This is a genomic window from Litoreibacter ponti (genome assembly GCF_003054285.1).
GTDB classification, from domain to species: Bacteria; Pseudomonadota; Alphaproteobacteria; order Rhodobacterales; family Rhodobacteraceae; genus Litoreibacter; species Litoreibacter ponti.
Genome location: NZ_QBKS01000002.1, coordinates 829,607 through 848,555, shown reverse-complemented (window position 1 = coordinate 848,555; position 18,949 = coordinate 829,607). Strand labels below are relative to the sequence as shown.

The 18,949-nt window shown below is 62.0% G+C and carries 18 protein-coding genes; 10 read left to right on the top strand and 8 right to left on the bottom strand.

Annotated features, from left to right (window positions below):
- Positions 1 to 32: 32 nt before the first annotated feature.
- Positions 33 to 572, top strand: a complete 540-nt coding sequence (locus tag C8N43_RS18040) for a histidine phosphatase family protein (RefSeq protein WP_107847119.1) — start codon at positions 33 to 35, stop codon at positions 570 to 572.
- 25 nt (positions 573 to 597) lie between these two features.
- Here the strand turns inward: C8N43_RS18040 and C8N43_RS19850 are convergent, their stop codons facing one another.
- From C8N43_RS19850 to C8N43_RS18015, 5 genes are all read right to left on the bottom strand, one after another.
- Positions 598 to 1,203 carry a hypothetical protein gene (locus C8N43_RS19850; RefSeq protein WP_245913079.1) on the bottom strand — a complete coding sequence of 202 codons (606 nt, stop codon included), beginning with the start codon at positions 1,201 to 1,203 and terminating at the stop codon, positions 598 to 600.
- Positions 1,200 to 2,852 (bottom strand): hypothetical protein, encoded by a 1,653-nt coding sequence (locus C8N43_RS18030; protein WP_107847118.1) that lies wholly within the window; start codon positions 2,850 to 2,852, stop codon positions 1,200 to 1,202. Before C8N43_RS18030 ends, C8N43_RS19850 begins: the two co-directional genes overlap by 4 nt.
- The gene (locus tag C8N43_RS18025; protein WP_107847117.1) at positions 2,849 to 3,832 is read right to left on the bottom strand and encodes a membrane dipeptidase; all 984 of its coding nucleotides are present in this window, start codon (positions 3,830 to 3,832) and stop codon (positions 2,849 to 2,851) included. Before C8N43_RS18025 ends, C8N43_RS18030 begins: the two co-directional genes overlap by 4 nt.
- 85 nt (positions 3,833 to 3,917) lie before the next feature.
- Positions 3,918 to 4,502 (bottom strand): hypothetical protein, encoded by a 585-nt coding sequence (locus C8N43_RS18020; protein ID WP_107847116.1) that lies wholly within the window; start codon positions 4,500 to 4,502, stop codon positions 3,918 to 3,920.
- 144 nt (positions 4,503 to 4,646) lie between these two features.
- A complete protein-coding gene (locus tag C8N43_RS18015) occupies positions 4,647 to 6,065 on the bottom strand; it encodes an aminotransferase family protein (protein WP_107847115.1) in 1,419 nt (472 codons plus the stop codon).
- A 491-nt stretch (positions 6,066 to 6,556) separates the two neighbouring features.
- Here C8N43_RS18015 and C8N43_RS18010 point away from each other — a divergent pair, with 491 nt between their 5' ends.
- From C8N43_RS18010 to C8N43_RS17985, 6 genes are all read left to right on the top strand, one after another.
- Complete coding sequence (locus tag C8N43_RS18010; protein ID WP_107847114.1) at positions 6,557 to 7,561, top strand: taurine ABC transporter substrate-binding protein; 1,005 nt, start codon at positions 6,557 to 6,559, stop codon at positions 7,559 to 7,561.
- A gap of 78 nt (positions 7,562 to 7,639) precedes the next feature.
- A complete protein-coding gene (locus C8N43_RS18005; RefSeq protein ID WP_107847113.1) occupies positions 7,640 to 8,446 on the top strand; it encodes a taurine ABC transporter ATP-binding protein in 807 nt (268 codons plus the stop codon).
- Positions 8,443 to 9,711: an ABC transporter permease gene (locus C8N43_RS18000; protein WP_107847112.1), complete on the top strand. Its 1,269-nt coding sequence runs from the start codon at positions 8,443 to 8,445 to the stop codon at positions 9,709 to 9,711. The genes C8N43_RS18005 and C8N43_RS18000 overlap by 4 nt, the downstream gene beginning before the upstream one ends.
- An 83-nt stretch (positions 9,712 to 9,794) precedes the next feature.
- Positions 9,795 to 11,198 carry an L-serine ammonia-lyase gene (locus C8N43_RS17995; RefSeq protein ID WP_107847111.1) on the top strand — a complete coding sequence of 468 codons (1,404 nt, stop codon included), beginning with the start codon at positions 9,795 to 9,797 and terminating at the stop codon, positions 11,196 to 11,198.
- Positions 11,192 to 12,103 (top strand): hypothetical protein, encoded by a 912-nt coding sequence (locus C8N43_RS17990; RefSeq protein WP_107847110.1) that lies wholly within the window; start codon positions 11,192 to 11,194, stop codon positions 12,101 to 12,103. The genes C8N43_RS17995 and C8N43_RS17990 overlap by 7 nt, the downstream gene beginning before the upstream one ends.
- 37 nt (positions 12,104 to 12,140) lie before the next feature.
- Positions 12,141 to 12,971: an NAD-dependent epimerase/dehydratase family protein gene (locus tag C8N43_RS17985; RefSeq protein WP_107847109.1), complete on the top strand. Its 831-nt coding sequence runs from the start codon at positions 12,141 to 12,143 to the stop codon at positions 12,969 to 12,971.
- On the opposite strand, the gene C8N43_RS17980 is transcribed toward C8N43_RS17985, so the two are convergent.
- Positions 12,968 to 13,783, bottom strand: coding sequence for a DeoR/GlpR family DNA-binding transcription regulator (locus C8N43_RS17980; RefSeq protein ID WP_342748734.1), 816 nt, complete (start codon positions 13,781 to 13,783; stop codon positions 12,968 to 12,970). The genes C8N43_RS17985 and C8N43_RS17980 overlap by 4 nt on opposite strands.
- Before the next feature lie 13 nt (positions 13,784 to 13,796).
- Between C8N43_RS17980 and glpD the strand changes: the two genes are divergently transcribed.
- Positions 13,797 to 15,395, top strand: a complete 1,599-nt coding sequence (gene glpD / locus C8N43_RS17975) for a glycerol-3-phosphate dehydrogenase (RefSeq protein ID WP_245913078.1) — start codon at positions 13,797 to 13,799, stop codon at positions 15,393 to 15,395.
- Between the two features lie 28 nt (positions 15,396 to 15,423).
- On the top strand, positions 15,424 to 16,911 hold the full coding sequence (gene glpK, locus C8N43_RS17970) for a glycerol kinase GlpK (protein WP_107847107.1): 1,488 nt from the start codon (positions 15,424 to 15,426) through the stop codon (positions 16,909 to 16,911).
- On the opposite strand, the gene C8N43_RS17965 is transcribed toward glpK, so the two are convergent.
- On the bottom strand, positions 16,908 to 17,456 hold the full coding sequence (locus tag C8N43_RS17965; protein WP_107847106.1) for a gamma-glutamylcyclotransferase family protein: 549 nt from the start codon (positions 17,454 to 17,456) through the stop codon (positions 16,908 to 16,910). The genes glpK and C8N43_RS17965 overlap by 4 nt on opposite strands.
- Before the next feature lie 94 nt (positions 17,457 to 17,550).
- Between C8N43_RS17965 and C8N43_RS17960 the strand changes: the two genes are divergently transcribed.
- Positions 17,551 to 17,754: a dodecin family protein gene (locus C8N43_RS17960; RefSeq protein WP_107847105.1), complete on the top strand. Its 204-nt coding sequence runs from the start codon at positions 17,551 to 17,553 to the stop codon at positions 17,752 to 17,754.
- Here C8N43_RS17960 and C8N43_RS17955 read toward each other — a convergent pair.
- Entirely contained in the window at positions 17,751 to 18,917 is a 1,167-nt protein-coding gene (locus C8N43_RS17955) for a geranylgeranyl reductase family protein (protein ID WP_107847104.1), read from the bottom strand. The genes C8N43_RS17960 and C8N43_RS17955 overlap by 4 nt on opposite strands.
- Positions 18,918 to 18,949: the final 32 nt, after the last annotated feature.

The following is an 18,949-nucleotide window of genomic DNA, read 5'->3' as shown; positions in this document are numbered from 1 at the left end:
GACGCATGGGCGAGGCGGCCTAGCTCCTGCCTATGCGTTGTCTGACGATTGTTTTCTTCTTCCTCGCGGCGTTTCCCGCGCTGGCCAATGACTGGGACGCACTTGAGCAGCCCGGCGCGATTGCCATGATGCGTCATGCGCTCGCGCCCGGTTTCAGCGATCCCGCGAATTTCGAACTGCGCGACTGCAGCACGCAACGCAATCTTGACGCGCGCGGACGGGCGCAGGCCCGAGCGATCGGCGATGCCATCCGCGCGCGCGGCATCAATTTTGACCGGGTGTTCAGCAGCCAATGGTGCCGCACTCTAGAAACCGCGCGTCTGCTTGATCTTGGCCCCGTGGAGGAAGCTGCCGCGCTCAATTCCTTCTTTGAGAACCGCGGTAATCGTGATGCGCAGACCCGCAAGACCCTTGATCTTTTGCGCGAGACCGAAGGGCGTCTGATGGTGGTCACCCATCAGGTCAATATCACGGCCATCACCGGGGGTGGGGTCGCGTCCGGGGAAATCATCGTGATCCGTCTGACCGACAGCGGCGCGGAGGTGATCGGGAGCATCCTGATCGACCCATAACCGAGGGCCAAACGCGTCGCAGAAATCAATCGTTGTCGCGGAGCCCCGCACCTGCGCCGCTGAGGCGGGAGGCCTCCGTCGCGGGGACGTAGGTTTTGGCGGCCAGTGCCGTGAGCCGCTCTAGCGGGATCAATGGAACGGGCTGTGCGGGACCGAAAGGTTCCATCCTGTCAGTCTCGCTCGGGGTGATCATCAACGTGTGCTTGCCCGGCTTGTCGATCTGGAAATACGCGCCGAAGACCTTTTGTGCATGGGCAAGGACAGGCCAGAGCAGCATGGGCCAGTCGAGATCGTGCAGCACAACCCGGTCCGCGCCGCAGATAAGCGCATCGACCAGAACGGGTCCCGCCATCGCGATCCGCGCCTGCTCAATCACCAGATGCTGCGCGGTGCCCTCGGTGCGCACGGCGTGGTGCGGCCCTTCAAGGGCAGCCGTCGCCATTGCCAGAAGCTGCGGGTCGCTCATCAGGAGCGGCGCAAGGGCGGCCATGTCTTGCGCATGCCCCAACGGGAGCCCGCCACCGATGCCTGCCTTCAGGAGCAGTGCCTGCATTTCTGCCATTGCGCGGCGCTCTGCCGGGTAGTCAGGGCCAGCGGAAAGGAAGTCCGAAAGCCAGTCGGGTCCGCTCATCGGGTAAAGACCGGTAGCCACCAATCATCGGCGACGACCGGATTATGCAATTCGTCATGAAGCGGCGCGCCCTGCGCCAGCGTGATCCGGGTCCAGCGGTCGGATTTGGGATCAAACTTCGCGGCACCGAAGAAGGACAGCTTGCAGCGCAGCATGTCGATTGGACGGCAATCGACGCAGATCAGATTGTCGCGGATTTCAGCGTAGGGGTGGGACGCCAGCAACTGAACGCGCCGCGCGATGCTGCGGTGCTGCGGATGCGCGCGCAAAAAGGGCCCAAGCGCCCCGGTGGCCCCCTGCAGATCGAGCGAGAGCGCTTGCATCTGGCGCGCCACATCAAGCGGGCTTTCCAGCTCGCCCCCTGGCTCTTCATGGCGCAGGCCAAGGCGGGGTTCCAGCTTCTCTTCGCTGACGTACCAGAACTGGGCGTCCTGCGCGGGATCGGAGAAGTCGAACGTCTCTGCCCAGTCGCAGTGACGGGTGACCATGTCCCGCAAGTCTGCGACATCCATGCGCGGGTCGAGTGGTTGGATGGGCCCGCAGCCCATGCAGTCCGTCAGCCCGTCGATCAGATCACCAAAGGGTTCCAGCACCAGCGAGACGACAAGCTCTTGGCATTCGAGCGAGAAGACCTGCGAGACCCGGACCAGCTGATCGAGCGGCTTTGGCTGATCCAAGAGTTCATCGAGGGTCGGGACCAGCTCCGCCCATTCCTGTTGCAACGTCTCGATACGCGCTTGCTGGATTTCATCCGGCACGCTCCACTGCGCCAAATGCAGCCCGGCACGCACCGCGAGCTTCAGAAGTCGGGCCCGTTGTTTTGAGGCCAGGCGGGGGATCGCGCGGACCCGGGCGAGGGCGGTCTCGCGCACCATCATCCAGTTGTTCAAAAGCTCGGGGTGGGACACCAGAAAGGGGGCCATGCCCAGCCCGGTCGAGTTGCCGATGCCCAGATGACGTTTCAACTCTCGATCAAGGGGCGCGCCACCGACATGCTCCGCCAGATCGTGGGTGAAGCCGCGGATGAGCCAGACCGTCAGCATCTCGGCCGCAAACGGCCCCTCCAGGCCGGGGCGGTCCGCAATGCGGTCCCGGTCGGCGATCCCGAACTTGCCGTTGCCATAGACCGCCGTCGTGCGCATCAGGTAGCCGATCTCGCCGATCATTGCGGCATCAGGCTGCCGTCCTTCCCGCAAGGCTCGTGTCACCTCGGCGTACAGGCGGACGGATTTGTTGGCGCGGCTCAGGATAAGATCACGTTCGCTGAAGCGGCCTGCTTCCTGTTTCGGGGCATTGGCTCGCAGGCGCTCGATTTCGCCCGCATCGGGCGTTCCGTCATACAGGACGAAGGCCGCGTCCCACGCTTGCGCAATGACGCGGTCGGTGCGCTCGGAAGGATCGAGCCGATTGGAGAAAGCCACCAGCGAATAGACATGCTGGCCGAGGGTAATCGAATAGACCGCATGCCCAAACCCATCGGCATCCATGTCCCAGACGGGCCTGATGACCTTGGCGCCCTCGGAGGCGAGACGGCGGGTGAGGCTGCGCAGAAAGCTCAGACGAGAGGGAAACATTGCGCCCATGCGGGACAGGCGCATAACCTCGCTGGGCGGGCGCAAAGGTTCTTGGGGCGGTTGCGCGATCGTCATTCCTGCGCTCCGAAAGAGGTGTCATAGAAGCGCAGCCAGTTGCCGCCCATAATCGCGTCGGTCTCGTCCTGCGCGAAGCCCGCATCGGCCAGGCCCTTTGCGATGTTGGGCATGTCGCGATTGTCGGTGAACCAATCGGGTTGCGGCGGGAAACCCGCCTGTGCGGCAGAGCCCTCGCCGTAGTCCATCTGCTTCGACCAGCGCCCGTTACGCATCCACGTGACCACGGAATCCGGCTGATCCTGGCACAGGTCCGAGCCGATCCCGAGGCTGGCGACCCCGTAGCGCGACGCCGCCTCCGCCACCATCTCGCAGAAGCTTTGCAGCGTGCAGTCAGTGCCGTCTTTCAGGTGATGGGGGTAGAGCGAGAAGCCGATCATGCCGCCGCTTTCGGTCAAGGCGCGGATCACGCGGTCTTCCTTGTTGCGCAGCGCGCGGTGCCACCATTTCGGGTTGGCATGGGTGATCGCGATGGGGCGGGTGGAGTTCTCTATCGCCTCCAGTGTGGACCGGTCGGCAGAGTGGCTCATATCGACGACAAGACCGACGCGGTTCATCTCTGCCACGGCTTGTTTCCCGAAGCGGGTGAGGCCGGTGTCGTTGTCTTCGTAGCAGCCCGTCGCGAGCAGCGACTGGTTGTTATAGGTGAGCTGCATGAAGCGGATGCCAAGCTGATGCCAGACCTCGATCAGGCCGATGTCATCCTCTATGGGCGAAGGGTTCTGAAAGCCGAAGAACACTGCGGTGCGGTTTGTCTCGACGGCGCGGCGCACGTCATCGCCGGTGGTGCCGCGCAGCAGAAGGTCGGGGAATTGTTCGAACCAACCGTTCCATTGCGACACGTTCAGAACGGCCTCACGGAAGCTCTCGTGGTAGGCAATCGTGACATGGATCGCGTCGACCCGACCCTCGCGTAACTGGCGGAAGGCGGTCTCTGACCAATTCACATATTGCAGGTTATCAATCACTGGCGCGCGCATGCCGACACCCTGTCAGATTCTTTGGCCAAGGCAAGAAAAAGACAAGCGCAGCGCTGGTGTTGAGCCCTGTGGGCCTACTGCGCGCCTAGTCGATCTTCGCCGTCGTGCTTCCGCCGCCGATGAGGTCGAGCTTGTAGTTCTTGTTGTCGGTGCCCGTGTGCCGGCCAATGCCGATCAGGGTCAGGGTGCCCTTGCCGCTCAGCTTGCCGAAGATGCGTTTGTCGCCGCTGCGCCAGTGCGTGCAAGTTTCTTTCGCGGTTCCCGCAAGCGTCACCGGGCCGTGGCCGGTCGCATCGCGATCCTGCACGATCCGCTGAAGCTGGGTTTGCAGGGTGTCGTCGGAGGTGGATGGTTCCTCATCAAGGTCCACAACCGTGCCATGGCGATCCACGATCTTGGCGCGCCAGGCCGGGCCCCACCCCTTCTGCTCGGCTATTGCCCGTTTGAACAAGGCAGACGTCGTGTCGACGTCGAGATAAGCGGCGGCTTCAGTCAGAAAGGTCTGCATCTCGGCGTCGCTGTTCTGCGTGCCCATCGGGCCATATTTGCGGATGTTCTGGTCGGTCCAAAGCCGAATTGCCTTCACCTGCCGCTCTGCGGTCATGGTCTTGAGGTTGTTCTTGTTGATCTTGCTCAGGTCAGCGAGTGAAACGAGGGAAAATTTCTTCATGGAAAATCACCTTTGCGTTTGAAAAATAGGTCGGAAAACCGCCGACATGTAAAAACATGAACAGCGTCCGCCGATTCCCAAGTTGACGCAAGGTCAATATAGGTCAGCGACCCGCACCTAAGCGGCGCGGGTCGGACCTGTAATTTAGCCCATTACGATCGAAATGGAGCGATCGACCGAGGCCAGAATGGCGTCGATATCGTCCTTCGTCGCGATCAGAGCGGGCGAGAAGCACAGGGTGTTGTTGTGACCCGGGACCGAGCGGTTGGTCATGCCGACGATCACTGCGTCGTCTTTCATCGACGTGCCGGTGATCTGCGCCACGATCTTCTCGGGCAGGGGCTTGCGGGTCTCGCGATCCTCGACCAGCTCCATCCCGGTAAACAGACCCTTGCCGCGTACGTCGCCGATGCAGGCGTGCTTCTCGGCGAGGCCGTGCATCTGTTCCATCATGTAATTGCCCATCTCGATCGTGTTCTCGAGCAGATTCTCGTCCTCGAGGATGCGCATGTTTTCCAGCGCTGCGGCAGGACCAGCTGTGCAGCCGCCAAAGGTCGAGATGTCGCGGAAGTAGTTCAGGTGATCCGACGTGTCGTCCTTGAACATGTCAAAGACCTTCTCGGTCGTCACGCAGCATGAGATTGCGGCGTAGCCGGATGCCACGCCCTTGGCCATCGTCACGATGTCGGGCTGCACGCCATAGTGCTGGTAGCCGAACCAGGTGCCGGTTCGGCCCATGCCGCAGACAACCTCGTCGATATGCAGCAGGATGTCGTACTTCTTGCAAATCTCCTGCACGCGGGGCCAGTAGCCCTCGGGCGGGGTGATGACGCCGCCGCCCGCGGTGACCGGCTCAAGGCACAGCGCGCCAACGGTGTCGGGGCCTTCGCGCAGGATCATCTCTTCGATCGCGTTGGCCGCGGCGATGCCGTAAGCCTCGCCCGACAGGTGGCCCAGCCCCTGATCCATAGCGCGGTATTCAAGGCAGTGGGGCACAGCCACGAACCCGGGGGTGTAGGGACCGTATTGCGCACCGCGCTCTTCCTGACCGCCGCCCGACAGGCAGGCGATGGTGGTGCCGTGGTAGTCGCGGTCGCGGTACAGAATCTTGTGCTTCTTGCCGCCATAGACCTTGTGGGCGATCTGGCGGACCATCTTGAAGCCCTTCTCATTCGCCTCGGAGCCGGAGTTGGCGTAGTAGACGCGGCTCATGCCCGGCATCTTGGAGATCAGCCGCTCGGAGAATTGCGCAGCGGGGATCGAGCCTACGGTGCCGCCGAAGAAATTCATCTTCACCAACTGGTCGCGCACGGCATTCGCGATGCTTTCGCGGCCATAGCCCACATTGACGGTCCAGACGCCGCCGGACACGGCGTCGATATGCTTGCGGCCATGCTGGTCCCAGACGTTGATGCCCTTGCCCTCGACGATGATCTTGGGGTCGGTGCGGCCCTGGCCCTCGGGGGCCATGTAGGGGGCGTGCTGGCTCAGGTGGTGCCAGACATGGGCGCGGTCGGCCTCGACAACGCCGGAGAGATCATTGCTGTTCAGATTGCCGTCCATGGGAGTTCTCCGATGCAAAAAGTAAGAAGGCAGAGCGATTCTCGTAGGGTCAACCGCGAGTATAGCCGAATTACAAGCAGCACGGATAATAGGTCGCCAATAGGGCCAGCGTCAGGTCACACGTATGTCCAGTTTTGCGCTGCGTCGCGGCATCTCGTCTCGATCAAAGGCGAAAGAATCAAGGAGATCAGGAACTTTGACTCTCAGGTCTCCCAATTTTTGCGTAATCCGCCCGATATCGGACTCCAATTAAAAGATTGACGCATCCCCCCCTACCAAACGTAGCGTGGCGCACAGGAAAGCTGCATGGGGACCTAAGAAAAGTTGAAACAGTTGCGCGCATCGCAAGAAGCGTTGGCATCTGTCGCACCCTGTGCTTTGCTCCACTCGCCCCGACGCGCCCTGTCGGACCCGGAAAACCGGGCCAAACGGCGCCAAGGCAATACCGCGCCCGAGACGGGCGCATCTGTTCAACACTGGGAGATGAACATATGAAATTGACCACCAAACTCATGAGCGCTGTTGCTGGCGTTGCCATGCTGACCGGCGCTCAGGGCGCTATGGCCGACGGCCACGGGATCACCGTGGGCTACTTCCTGGAGTGGCCGATGCCGTTCCAGTTCGCCAAGGTCGAAGGCATGTATGACGAAGCGCTTGGCGCGCCTGTCACCTGGGTGTCCTTCGACACCGGGACCGCTATGTCCGCCGCCATGGCATCGGGCGACGTGGATATCTCCGTCAGCCAGGGTGTGCCGCCCTTCGTGGTTGCGACCTCCGCCGGTCAGGACATCCAGATCGTCGACGTGGCCGTGTCCTATTCCGAGAACGACAACTGCGTTGTGTCCTCCGGGCTTGAAATCGACAAGGACAGCGCGTCCGAGCTGGCTGGCAAGAAAGTTGCCGTACCGCTGGGCACCGCAGCTCACTACGGCTTCCTGAGCCAGATGAACCACTTCGGTGTGGACGTCTCCGGCATGGAAGTTGTCGACATGGCCCCGGCTGAAGGCGCTGCTGCGCTGGCGCAGGGCTCCGTCGACATGGCTTGTGGCTGGGGTGGCGCGCTGCGTCGCATGAAAGAGTCCGGCAACATTCTGCTGACCGGCGCCGAAAAGGAAGAGCTGGGTATTCTGGTGTTCGACGTGACCTCCGCGCCCGCGTCCTTCGTGGCCGAGTCCAGCGATACGCTGGCCAAGTTCCTCAAAGTCACCGCTGACGCCAACGCCATGTGGGCCGACGAGGCAAACCGCGCGAAGATGCTGCCGGTGATCGCCAAAGATGCTGGTATGGATGAGGCTGCCACCGAGACCACTCTCGCCGGTTTCACCTTCCCCTCCGTGGAAGATCAGCTGGGCAGCAAATGGCTGGGAGGCGGCGCACAGTCCTTCATGAAGGGCGTGGCAGATGTGTTCGTGAATGCGAATTCCATCGACGCCGCGCTGGACAGCTACGAGGCCACCGTGAACACGGGCCCGCTGGAAGCTGCATCCAACATGTAAGACCTGAAGTGGGGTGGTGCGGGTAATCCGCGCCACCCTTCTCACTTTTGACGACCCATACATCGCAAAGGGGCAGCCATGTCAGGCCTGACAATCGACAAAATTTCCATGCGGTTCGATCTGCCTAATGGCGGCTCAGTGCAGGCGCTCAAGGACGTCTCCCTGCAGCTTAACCAGGGCGAGCTGATGAGCGTGCTGGGCCCCTCGGGCTGCGGCAAGACCACGCTGCTCAACATCGTCGCGGGCTTTCTCGCCCCGACCGAAGGAAAGATCCGGCTGGGCGACCATGTTGTCACCGGCCCCGACGCCGAGCGCGGCATGGTGTTCCAGCAAGGCGCGCTGTTCGAGTGGATGAGCGTGCGCCAGAACGTGGCCTTCGGCCCGCGTATGAAGGGCCAGCGCGACAGCGAGTATGGCGCGAATGTTGACCACCTCCTCGATGTTGTGGGTCTGCAGGACTTCAAGGAAAAAGCAATCTACGAGCTTTCGGGCGGGATGCAGCAGCGCGTGGCCCTTGCCCGCTGTCTGGCCAATGACCCGGATGTGATCTTGATGGACGAACCGCTGGGCGCGCTGGATGCGCTGACCCGCGAGAAGATGCAAAGCCTCGTGCTGAAGCTATGGAAAGAGACCGGCAAGACCATCATCCTGATCACCCACTCGGTGGAGGAGGCGTTGCTTCTGGGCGAGCGCCTGCTGGTCATGGCCCCGCGACCGGGACGCATCCACAAGGAGTACCGCCTGCCGTTCGCCGATCTGGGCGTCGGTCAGGACCTGCGTGAGGTCAAGAAACACCCCGACTATGCCAAAACCCGCGAGGAAATTCTGGCGATGATCTGGGACATGGAAGAAGAGATTATGGGCCGCGCGGAGGAAAACGCATGATCATCTTTCTGATCTATCTCGCCATCTTCATTGGCGCATATTTCGCAGTGCAGGCCGTGGCCAAGACCGCCGCCGGTGTGACGGACTACACGTCGCTCAAGACGGTGACATTCGGCGACGAGAGCGCTGTGCGTCCGAACCGGGCGGCATCCATCATCTCGGTTGCGTCGATCTTCCTGCTTTGGGGCGCGTTTACCGGATCGTCGATGATCCCGGGCTTCCTGCACGCGCCGGGTCCCTTCACCGGCACCGGAGAGTTCACCTACACGGTAGAAGCCAATGGCGAGCGCGACGACGCGACGGTGACGATCAACGTGTTCGACACCGGCGCGGACGAAACTGCGCCCACGGTCGATCCCGGCGACGGCTTTGCCAAGAATGACGCAGCCTCCGTGCAGAAATACCGCTCGAAACTGGTTCGCGTTGATCAAAACGACGAACTGGGCCGCGACGCGGGCGCGACGATTGTTGCGGTCAACGGCGATGCCATCGCGCCCGGTGGCGAAGTGTTCACCGATTTTGCACGCATCGCGATGAGCCCCAAAGGGACGCTTAATATTGTGCCGAACACGGGCTGGCAGATGGAACCGATCTGGCTGCCGCCCCCGGAGGATGTGGTCAAGCGCATCGGCGAAGTCGCGACCGAGGGCTTCCGCAATTTCACTCTGTGGGAGCACCTGGGTTACTCGCTCTTTCGCGTGGTCGTGGGCTTCTTCTTCGGCGCGCTGGTGGGGATCCCGCTGGGCTACGCCATGGGTCTGAGCAACTGGTTCCGTGGCTGGTTTGACCCGATCGTGGAATTCATGCGTCCGGTGCCGCCGCTGGCGCTGATCCCGTTGGTGATCATCTGGGCGGGCATCGGAGAGGTGGGCAAGATCATCCTGCTGTTCCTCGCGGCGCTCTGGATCATGGCGATTGCCGCAAGGTCCGGGGTGTCCGGCGTGAACATCACCAAGGTGCACGCGGCCTACTCGCTGGGGGCCTCCAAATGGCAGATCATGCGGCATGTCATTGTGCCGAACTCCCTGCCGGAGATCTTCACCGGCGCACGGGTTGCCATGGGGGTCTGCTGGGGCACCGTTGTGGCCGCGGAACTGGTGGCCGCCGAGAAGGGCGCGGGCATGATGATCATGGTCGCCTCCAAGTTCCAGAACACCGACATCGTGCTGATGGGCATCATCCTGATCGGAGTGATCGGGTTCTCCATCGATGTGCTGATGCGCTGGGCCGAGCGGTTCCTGGTGCCGTGGAAGGGCCGCAGTTAAGCGCGCATTCTTGTCGTGAATTGGCCGCCGCCCGTCTGGTTTGAGACGGGCGGCGGTTTGCGTTTGGGGGTAGATGTGGCCTCATGTTTCTAAGCATCTTTGACATCTTCAAAGTGGGTATCGGCCCGTCTTCGTCTCACACGATGGGGCCGATGACTGCGGCTGGGCGGTTCCTTGACGATCTGCGTAACGGACGGGACAAGGAACCCGGCGCCGGGGAGCTGGGCGGTGTGTCCGCCTCTTTGCACGGATCGCTGGCTTTCACTGGAAAGGGCCACGCAACGGACCGCGCCGTTGTGTTGGGCTTCATGGGCTTCCTGCCCGCCACGCTTGACCCGGATGCGGTCGATGACCTGATCGCGACGGCGGAGGCAGAGGGGGTGGTCCACCCGGACGGCCTGCCTGCGCTGAGGTTCAACCCGAAGACAGACGTCGTGTTTGACTACGACCTGACCCTGCCGGGCCACGCCAACGGCATGATCCTGAAAGCCTGGGACACCGCCGGGAACCTGTATCTACAGGAGACCTACTATTCGGTCGGCGGCGGCTTTGTGATGACCGAGGCCGAGCTTGCAGGCGAAGAGCCGTCGCTGCACGTCCAAAAGGTCGAGGCGGGCTTTCCTTATCCGTTTGGCTCGGCGGTCGAGATGCTCGAAATGGGGCGCATGGCGGGCAAAAGCATCGCCGAGATGAAAGAGGCCAACGAGCTGGCGTCGATGTCGAGGGTCGAGCTGGACCGCGATCTGGCCCGTATCCGTGACGCCATGTTCGACTGTATCGACCGCGGGCTGCGCCTCGACGGAATTCTGCCCGGGGGGCTTAGTGTCAAGCGCCGCGCGAAGAATATCCACGAGCAATTGCGCGCGGAAGAGGGACTCAACCGCGCCCAGCCTCACACGATCAACGATTGGATGAGCGTCTACGCCATGGCGGTGAACGAGGAAAATGCGGCGGGCGGCAAGGTCGTGACGTCCCCTACCAATGGGGCCGCAGGCGTGCTGCCTGCGGTGCTGCGCTACTACCGCGACCATTGCGTCGGTGCATCCGAGGCAGGGCAGCGTGATTTCCTTCTGACTGCGGCGGCCATCGGTGGGCTGATCAAGTATAACGCTTCGATTTCAGGGGCCGAAGTTGGCTGCCAGGGCGAGGTTGGCTCGGCCTCTTCCATGGCGGCTGCCGGGCTTTGTGCGGCTTTGGGAGGCACCAACGAGCAGATCGAAAACGCCGCCGAGATTGCCTTGGAACACCACTTGGGCATGACCTGCGACCCTGTGGCCGGGCTGGTGCAGGTCCCGTGTATCGAGCGCAACGGACTGGGCGCGATCAAGGCCGTCAGCGCTGCCTCCCTGTCGCTGCGCGGAGACGGCACGCATTTCATGCCGCTCGACAATTGCATCGAGGCGATGCGCCAGACCGGCGTCGACATGTCGACCAAGTATAAAGAGACCTCGCAAGGGGGCTTGGCGGTCAACATCCCCGAATGCTGAGCTTGCTGGGTGCCTTGGCCGCGCGCGGACCGTGGGTCCTGGTTGCGGGTATCGTGGCGGGCATCGCCTTGCCAGGGCTCGCCGCTGATCTTGTTCCGTACATCCCGCATATGGTGGCGGGGCTCTTGTTCCTTGCCGCTTTGCGGATCGGGCCCGCGCGCATGTGGGCGTCGCTGACGGACGTGCCACGCTCACTTGCGCTGCTTTTGGTGTTGCAACTGGCCTTTCCTTTGATGCTGGTGGCCGTGTTCGGGGCGCTTGGGCTACTCGGCTCCGTTTTCGTGCTGGCCTTGCTGCTGATCGCGATGGCGTCGCCGATTTCGGGGAGCCCGAACATGGTCGCAATGATGGGCTTTGACCCGGCTTCAACCATGCGGCTGCTGATCCTTGGCACTTTAATCCTGCCGCTGACCTCGCTGCCAGTGCTCTACCTCGTCCCGGCCTTGGGCGATCTGCAAACGGTGATTGCGGCGGCGCTGCGACTGGTCGTGGTGATCCTCGGCTCCGGCGCGGTGGCCTTCGCCCTGCGCGCGATCCTGCCAGAGCCCGGCCTGCGAGATTTGAAAGCCATCGACGGCGCATCGGCCCTGCTATTGGCGATCGTCGTCATCGGGCTGATGGCCGCGGTGAACGACGCGCTCTGGACCCAGCCCGGCACTTTTGCGCTGTGGACGCTGTTCGTTTGCGTCGTGAATTTTGGCCTGCAGGCCGTGGGCTACATTGCGACGGGCAAACCGGGCATCACCGTGATCGCGGGCAACCGAAACATTGCACTCTTCCTCGTGGCCCTCCCGGCAGAGGTGATGGCGCCGCTGCTGATCTTCGTCGGCTGCTACCAGGTGCCGATGTACCTGACGCCTTTGATCACAGGCCGCATCCTGAAAGCGCTGGACCGCGCGGCGTGATGTGGCAATGTGGCAGGACCTTGAGGGAGACTTGGCAATGAAGAAGATCGTGTTGACCGGTGCTGCGGGCAATCTGGGTAAAATCCTGCGCGGGCCGCTGGCGGCGATGTGCGACGAACTGGTTTCAACCGATATCGAGGACAACGTGCCCGATCTGGCCGAAAACGAGCGCTTCGTGCAGGCCGATCTGGCCGACATGACGCAGATTGGGCCGGTGCTGGAAGACGCCGAGATGGTGGTGCATTTCGGGGCCATCGTGGACGAGCTGCCGTTTGAGCAGATGTGGGGGCCGAACTTCGTGGGCTCCTACAATATATGGCAAGCGGGTAAGGAACATGGCGTGCGCCGGATCGTCTACGCGTCGTCAATCCACGCGATGGGGATGTATCCCAAGACGGTTGCCATCGACACGGAGATGCCGCACCGGCCCGACACGTACTACGGCCTCGCCAAATGCTTCACCGAGGATCTGGGCCGCATGTTCTGGGAAAAGGAAGGTATCGAGAGCGTGCATCTGCGCATCTATTCCGCCACGTCGCGGCCCGGAAATGCACGGGCGCTGGGCTCATGGCTTAGCGCCGATGATCTGGTGCAACTGGTGAGCCGCGCGATTGATACCCCCGTGGTGGGCTTCACCGTCGTCTATGGCGTGTCGAACAACGATCGCTCCCCGGTCGATAACTCCGCTGCGGCCCATCTGGGCTACCGGCCCAAGGATAATGCCGAGGTCTACGCGCCAGAGATATTGGCCGAAACAGGTCCGGTTGACCTGAGCGATCCGGGCGTGACGTGCCACGGTGGACCATTTGCGTCTGCCACGCTGGGCGTCAGCCCCATGGCGCTGATGGGCATCCCCGAGGACGACTAGGCCAGCCTCAAATCCGTCCCCCATCCGCTGCACGCCTCTTGCAGGGACGCGGGCAAGGCGCTGTCAGTGTAGAAGCGGTCGATATGCTCGAGGCTCGCGATCTTGACCGGTGCTGTGCGGCTGAATTTTGAGGCGTCAGAAACCAGATAGCTCTGCCGCGCGCGGTCCAGGATCGTTTGGCTGACATCGACCTCTTGCAGGTCGAAATCCAGAATGTCGCCGTCTTCGTCCAGCGCCGAGCAGCCGATCACGGCGACGTCGAACTTGAATTGCGCGATCAGCTTCGCGGTCATCGAGCCGGTCAGCCCGCCGTCGGAGCGGCGTAATGTGCCGCCCGCCACCATCACCTCGATCCCCTCATTGGCGGACAGGATATTGGCGATGTTGAGATTGTTGGTTACCACGGTCAGCGCTTGGTGCCCGAGCAATGCACGCGCCACGGCCTCCGTCGTGGTGCCGATGTTGAGGAAAATGCACGACCCTTCCGCGATATCCGCCGTACAGCTGCGCGCGATGCGGGTCTTGGCGTCGTGGTTCAACTGGCGACGTTCCTCGTAGCCGATGACCGCCGCGCTTTCCGACAGGATCGCGCCGCCATGCACGCGCTTCAACTGGCCCGAGGTACAAAGCTCGGTCAGGTCTTTACGGATTGTTTGCACCGACGTGGTGAACTGGCGCGACAGGGCATCCACGCTCACACGCCCGTCCCGGCGGGCGATGTCCAAAATCTCGGTTTGTCTTAGATTAACGGCCAAACTGCGCCCTTTCGTATCAAAAACGAAAGTAAACCTTGACCAAACGAAAGTAAACATGTGTGAAGGGCGCATGCACACGCAAGAGGAGTCGCAGGATATGGCGCAGGACGAGATGGTCGATCTGTTCGTGATCGGGGGCGGGATCAACGGCTGCGGGATCGCGCGCGATGCCGCTGGGCGGGGCCTGTCCGTCGCCCTGGCCGAGATGAACGACCTGGCCTCCGCCACCTCCAGCGCGTCGACCAAGCTGTTCCACGGCGGGTTGCGGTATCTTGAGTATTTCGAGGTGCGCCTCGTCCGCGAGTCCCTGATCGAACGCGAGACGCTGCTGAAGGCGATGCCGCATATCAGCTGGCCCATGCGCTTCGTGCTGCCCTACCACAAGGACATGCGGTTCGAAGGCACGACGCCCACATCCAAGCTGCTGAACACAGTGATGCCCTGGATGAAAGGCCGCCGCCCGGCGTGGCTGATCCGGCTGGGCCTGTTCATGTATGACAATCTCGGTGGGCGGGAGATTTTGCCCGGCACCAAAACCGTCGACCTGACCAGTGCGCCCGAAGGCGAAGGGATCGAGGATCGCTTCAAATTCGCCTATGAATATTCCGATTGCTGGATCGAGGACTCGCGCCTCGTGGTGCTCAACGCCCGCGACGCCGAGGCGCGTGGGGCCAAGATCATGACGCGCACCAAGGTGACCAAGGCGGAACGTGTTGACGATCACTGGGTGATCACGCTGGAAGCGGATGGCAAGACGTGGGAGCAGCACGCCAAGATGCTGGTCAACGCAGGCGGGCCGTGGGTCGAGGATGTGATCCGGCAGAAGGCCCGCATCAACTCGACCGAAGGCATTCGCCTTGTGCGCGGCAGCCACATCGTGACCAAGCGCCTGTTCGATCACGACAAGTGCTATTTTTTCCAGGGCGAGGACGGACGCATCATCTTCGCCATTCCCTACGAGACGGATTTCACCCTGATCGGCACGACGGATGCCGAGCATTCCGACCCGTCTGTGAAGCCCGTCTGCACCGATGAAGAGCGCGACTACCTGATCAAGTTTGCCAACGGCTACTTCAAGTATGACATCACCAAGGATGATGTCGTCTGGACCTATTCCGGCGTACGCCCGCTTTACGATGACGGGGCCAAATCCGCGACCGCTGCGACCCGTGACTATGTGCTGAGCCTGAACGAGGATGGCGGCGCGCCGATGCTCAACGTCTTTGGCGGAAAGATCACGACCTACCGCAAGCTGGCCGAACACGCGTTGGAAAAGATCGTGCCTTTCTTCGGGAAATCGAAAGAGGGATGGACGGCCGGTGTCGCGATGCCCGGGGGCGATTTCAAGGTCGCTGATGTCGACAAGCTGATTGCGGAGCTGAAACGGGATTTCGGCTTCCTGGATGATTTCTGGGCCAAACGGCTGATCCGCGCCTATGGCACCGAGGCGCGGTTGATCCTGGGCACCGCCCGCAAGCCTGAAGAGCTGGGGGAAAGCTTCGGCGCGACCCTCACCGCGCGTGAGATCACGTGGCTGATGGAAAACGAATATGCGCGCCGCGCCGAAGATGTCGTTTGGCGTCGCTCGAAGCTGGGCTTACGGATGAGCGAGGCCGAGATACAAAAGCTCGATGACTGGATGACCGCGCAGACGGCCGCCGCCGCATAGAACCACGCCGCTTTAGGGAGGAGCGACCATGACCCATATTCTTGCCATCGATCAGGGCACCACCTCGAGCCGCGCGATCCTGTTCGACGGGGACATGAAAATCAAAGCCTCCGCGCAAGAGGAGTTCCCGCAGCATTTTCCGCAATCGGGCTGGGTCGAACATGACCCGGCGGATCTGTGGTCCACCACCGCAGGGACCTGTCGCGCAGCGATCGAGAGGGCGGGGCTCAGCGCTGACGACATCGCGGCCATCGGCATCACCAACCAGCGCGAGACGACTGTCGTCTGGGACAAATCGACCGGCCAGCCGGTCTACAATGCCATTGTTTGGCAGGATCGCCGGACCTCTGACTTCTGCCGCGAGATGCGTGAGGCGGGTCATGAACCGATGTTCACCGACCGCACCGGCCTGCTGCTGGACCCGTATTTCTCGGGCACCAAGCTGCGCTGGATCTTGGAAAACGTCGATGGCGTGCGTGCCCGCGCGGAAGCGGGCGAGCTGCTGTTTGGCACGGTCGACACGTATCTCATCTGGAAGCTGACCGGTGGTGCGGCCCATGTGACTGACGCAACGAACGCAGCGCGTACGTTGCTTTATGATATCCGCAAGGGCCGCTGGAGCACGACCATTTGCGAGATGTTCGGCATCCCCATGTCGATGCTGCCCGAGGTCAAGAATTGCGCCGATGATTTCGGCATGGCGCGCGCCGATCTGTTCGGGCGCGAGATACCGATCCTTGGCGTGGCGGGCGACCAACAGGCGGCGACCGTTGGTCAGGCCTGTTTCCAGCCGGGCATGTTGAAATCGACCTACGGCACGGGATGCTTCGCACTTTTGAACACGGGCGAGACGCCGGTGACGTCGGAAAACCGCTTGCTGACGACGATTGCTTACCAATTCGACGGCAAGCCGACCTACGCCTTGGAAGGCTCGATTTTCATCGCAGGCGCAGTTGTGCAATGGCTACGCGACGGGTTGAAGATCATCCGCGAGGCATCCGAGACGCAGCCTTTGGCGGACAAGGCTGACCCCGGCCAGGACGTAATCATGGTACCGGCCTTCACCGGCCTCGGTGCGCCCTATTGGGACGCAGATTGCCGGGGCGCAGTGTTCGGGCTGACCCGAAACTCGGGTCCTGCAGAACTTGCGAAAGCAGCGCTGGAAAGCGTCGGATATCAGACTCGTGATCTTCTGGAGGCGATGCAGGCCGACTGGTCCGGTAATGGCGAGAACGTCCTGCGCGTCGACGGCGGGATGACCGCCAGCGATTGGGCGATGCAGTTCCTCAGCGACATCATCGGCGCGCAGGTGGACCGCCCCGAAGTGCTGGAGACGACGGCGCTTGGTGCCGCGTGGCTCGCAGGCTCGCGCGCCGGGATTTACCCCGACATGGACGGCTTTGCGAAATCCTGGGCGCTGGAGCGCCGCTTTGAGCCGTCGATGGACGAAGACACACGAGCCCGGAAATACGGCGCGTGGAAAAAGGCGGTCGCCGCGACGCTGACGGTCAGCTAGTCCCGGGTCACCCGCATCAGGTGCTGATCGACGAGCGAAGTTTCGTCAGCGGTGAGTTTCTGCGCGCGGGGATATTTCGGGTTGGCGCGATCGTTCATGATCGGCGCGTGCCAGCCATGGGTTGTGTCGAAGAAGCGCTGAACCCCATCTTCGCCATAGGTGCGCAGGAACCCCTGCACCACCACGTCAATATAGCTGAGCAGAAGCGGTTTTGCGGCGACCCTATTGCTGTGGGCCGCGACCCTGTACATCTCGACGGGTAAGGGGCCTGCCGGATGCTCAATCTCTTCACCAGCCAGGGGCGCGCGGACATAGCCGGTTTCTCGCTCGTCCAGCGCGTTCCAGTTGGCGCCAGGGACTTTGGCGATCAGACCTTCAATTTGAGTGCTGTCGCATGGCTCTACCGACAGGAAAGCCAAATCGCGCAAATGGGTGTGTTTCCAGACCCGACGCCAGCCCTTCACCTTGGCCGGGTGGGCGTTGTCGTAGATGTGGGTCGCGGTGTTGACCAGCGAGCCGTAGCCAAAGAAATAAGGGTCGTTCATGGGCGCATAGGACGGCGTTTTTCTGCTGAGCGCAAGTTTGCTTTATACACAGATTGGCGTAGTCTGGCCTCCTTTCAACCCAAGGGAGACCACCATGTCAGTCGCACGCGTCACAGAGATCATTTCCTCGTCTAAAAAGAGCTTCGAGGACGCAATCGAGAACGGGGTCGATCGGGCCTCGAAGACATTGAAGAACGTCGAGGGCGCCTGGGTTCAGGACATGAAATGCACCGTCAAGGACGGCAAGATCAACGAATACCGCGTGATCTTGAAGGTGACCTTCGTTCTCGAAGACTAGGCCGGACCGCTCATCCCGAGGCGATGCTTGAGCAAGCGCCAGGCAAGCTTCGGGAGACGCTGCATCAGGGCCCATCTCAGATCGTGATAATCAGCCTCGCCCGCGAGCAATTCGAGGTATTTCATCTGTAGCGATGAGCCGCGCTCGAAGGCCTTTTTGAAGTAGCCTTCGGTCGCTTTCGGAAACATGATCATCCGCCAAAGCCGCGCCTGATCCAGCGAGCGGTGGATAGGTTTGACCGCCGACAGATACCGGCGCAGCGCCGTCTCTGGCGCGCCGTCCGCCAAGGCATCCACGACGGCCCGCGCGGCGTAATCACCGCTTTCCATCGCAAGCGCGATTCCTTCGCCTGTGATGGGATCGACAAGCCCCGCCGCATCGCCTGCCAGCAGGATGTGGTCTCTTCCGGGCTTTCGCTTGTAGTCGCCGAAGGGCAGGTACTGGCCCTTGTATTTCAGGCTCTCGTCGCTCTCGGTCTGGCTGACATAGGCGGCCATATTGGCCTTCATATCCGCATTCTCGGAGTTGATCCCGCCCACGCCGACCGTCACCGTCTTGCGTTTTGGAAATGCCCAGCCATAACCCCATCGCGCGGCGTCGAAATCGACTTCAACGGCGTTATCGCGGGACTCGGTCAATGGCGTCTCGATCTCTAGGCCGAAGCCGATAGTCTCTGGATCGAAGGGGCGGCCAAACAGCGTGCGGGCGACGAAGGAATTCACTCCGTCTGCGCCGATCAGGGTTTTGAACGTCAGTTCAGTTCCATCCCGCAGCGTCAGGCTGTTCTCGCCCATGTCGGTGATGGGCTCCCCGAGATAGAGCACCGCGCCCGCTGCAAGCGCATCCGCGTGCAGCACCGCGTCGAAATCGCGGCGCATGGTCAGATGAACCGGTGGCGCGTTGGGGATATCAGCGAGGACCCGACCCTTGGCGAGAAAGCGCATGTGGTCGGACGTCAGAAAGAGATCGTGGGTCACGTCACGCCCAAAGATTGCGCGCATCGCCTTCTCGGAGCGGCCGGTGAAAAGCCCGCCGCATAGCTTGTCCCGCGGAAAGGTGGCCTTGTCGACGAGGGCCACACGCAGACCCGCTTTGCGCGCGGTCACTGCGGCGGCGGAGCCTGCCGGGCCAGAGCCTACGACTATGAGATCGAAGTCAGACATGGCGCTGCTTTTAGGCCAAGAGCGAGACAGTG

What these genes read in the sequence shown, in the direction of transcription:
- C8N43_RS17995 (WP_107847111.1), top strand. Translation starts at nt 9,795, where the DNA reads ATGTTTCTAAGCATCTTTGACATCTTCAAAGTGGGTATCGGCCCGTCT.
- C8N43_RS17980 (WP_342748734.1), bottom strand. Translation starts at nt 13,783, where the DNA reads ATGTTTACTTTCGTTTGGTCAAGGTTTACTTTCGTTTTTGATACGAAA.
- C8N43_RS17955 (WP_107847104.1), bottom strand. Translation starts at nt 18,917, where the DNA reads ATGTCTGACTTCGATCTCATAGTCGTAGGCTCTGGCCCGGCAGGCTCC.
- glpK (WP_107847107.1), top strand. Translation starts at nt 15,424, where the DNA reads ATGACCCATATTCTTGCCATCGATCAGGGCACCACCTCGAGCCGCGCG.
- C8N43_RS18000 (WP_107847112.1), top strand. Translation starts at nt 8,443, where the DNA reads ATGATCATCTTTCTGATCTATCTCGCCATCTTCATTGGCGCATATTTC.
- C8N43_RS18010 (WP_107847114.1), top strand. Translation starts at nt 6,557, where the DNA reads ATGAAATTGACCACCAAACTCATGAGCGCTGTTGCTGGCGTTGCCATG.
- C8N43_RS18040 (WP_107847119.1), top strand. Translation starts at nt 33, where the DNA reads ATGCGTTGTCTGACGATTGTTTTCTTCTTCCTCGCGGCGTTTCCCGCG.
- C8N43_RS18030 (WP_107847118.1), bottom strand. Translation starts at nt 2,852, where the DNA reads ATGACGATCGCGCAACCGCCCCAAGAACCTTTGCGCCCGCCCAGCGAG.
- C8N43_RS18005 (WP_107847113.1), top strand. Translation starts at nt 7,640, where the DNA reads ATGTCAGGCCTGACAATCGACAAAATTTCCATGCGGTTCGATCTGCCT.
- C8N43_RS17965 (WP_107847106.1), bottom strand. Translation starts at nt 17,456, where the DNA reads ATGAACGACCCTTATTTCTTTGGCTACGGCTCGCTGGTCAACACCGCG.
- C8N43_RS17960 (WP_107847105.1), top strand. Translation starts at nt 17,551, where the DNA reads ATGTCAGTCGCACGCGTCACAGAGATCATTTCCTCGTCTAAAAAGAGC.
- C8N43_RS18015 (WP_107847115.1), bottom strand. Translation starts at nt 6,065, where the DNA reads ATGGACGGCAATCTGAACAGCAATGATCTCTCCGGCGTTGTCGAGGCC.
- glpD (WP_245913078.1), top strand. Translation starts at nt 13,797, where the DNA reads ATGCACACGCAAGAGGAGTCGCAGGATATGGCGCAGGACGAGATGGTC.
- C8N43_RS17985 (WP_107847109.1), top strand. Translation starts at nt 12,141, where the DNA reads ATGAAGAAGATCGTGTTGACCGGTGCTGCGGGCAATCTGGGTAAAATC.
- C8N43_RS18025 (WP_107847117.1), bottom strand. Translation starts at nt 3,832, where the DNA reads ATGCGCGCGCCAGTGATTGATAACCTGCAATATGTGAATTGGTCAGAG.
- C8N43_RS19850 (WP_245913079.1), bottom strand. Translation starts at nt 1,203, where the DNA reads ATGAGCGGACCCGACTGGCTTTCGGACTTCCTTTCCGCTGGCCCTGAC.
- C8N43_RS17990 (WP_107847110.1), top strand. Translation starts at nt 11,192, where the DNA reads ATGCTGAGCTTGCTGGGTGCCTTGGCCGCGCGCGGACCGTGGGTCCTG.
- C8N43_RS18020 (WP_107847116.1), bottom strand. Translation starts at nt 4,502, where the DNA reads ATGAAGAAATTTTCCCTCGTTTCACTCGCTGACCTGAGCAAGATCAAC.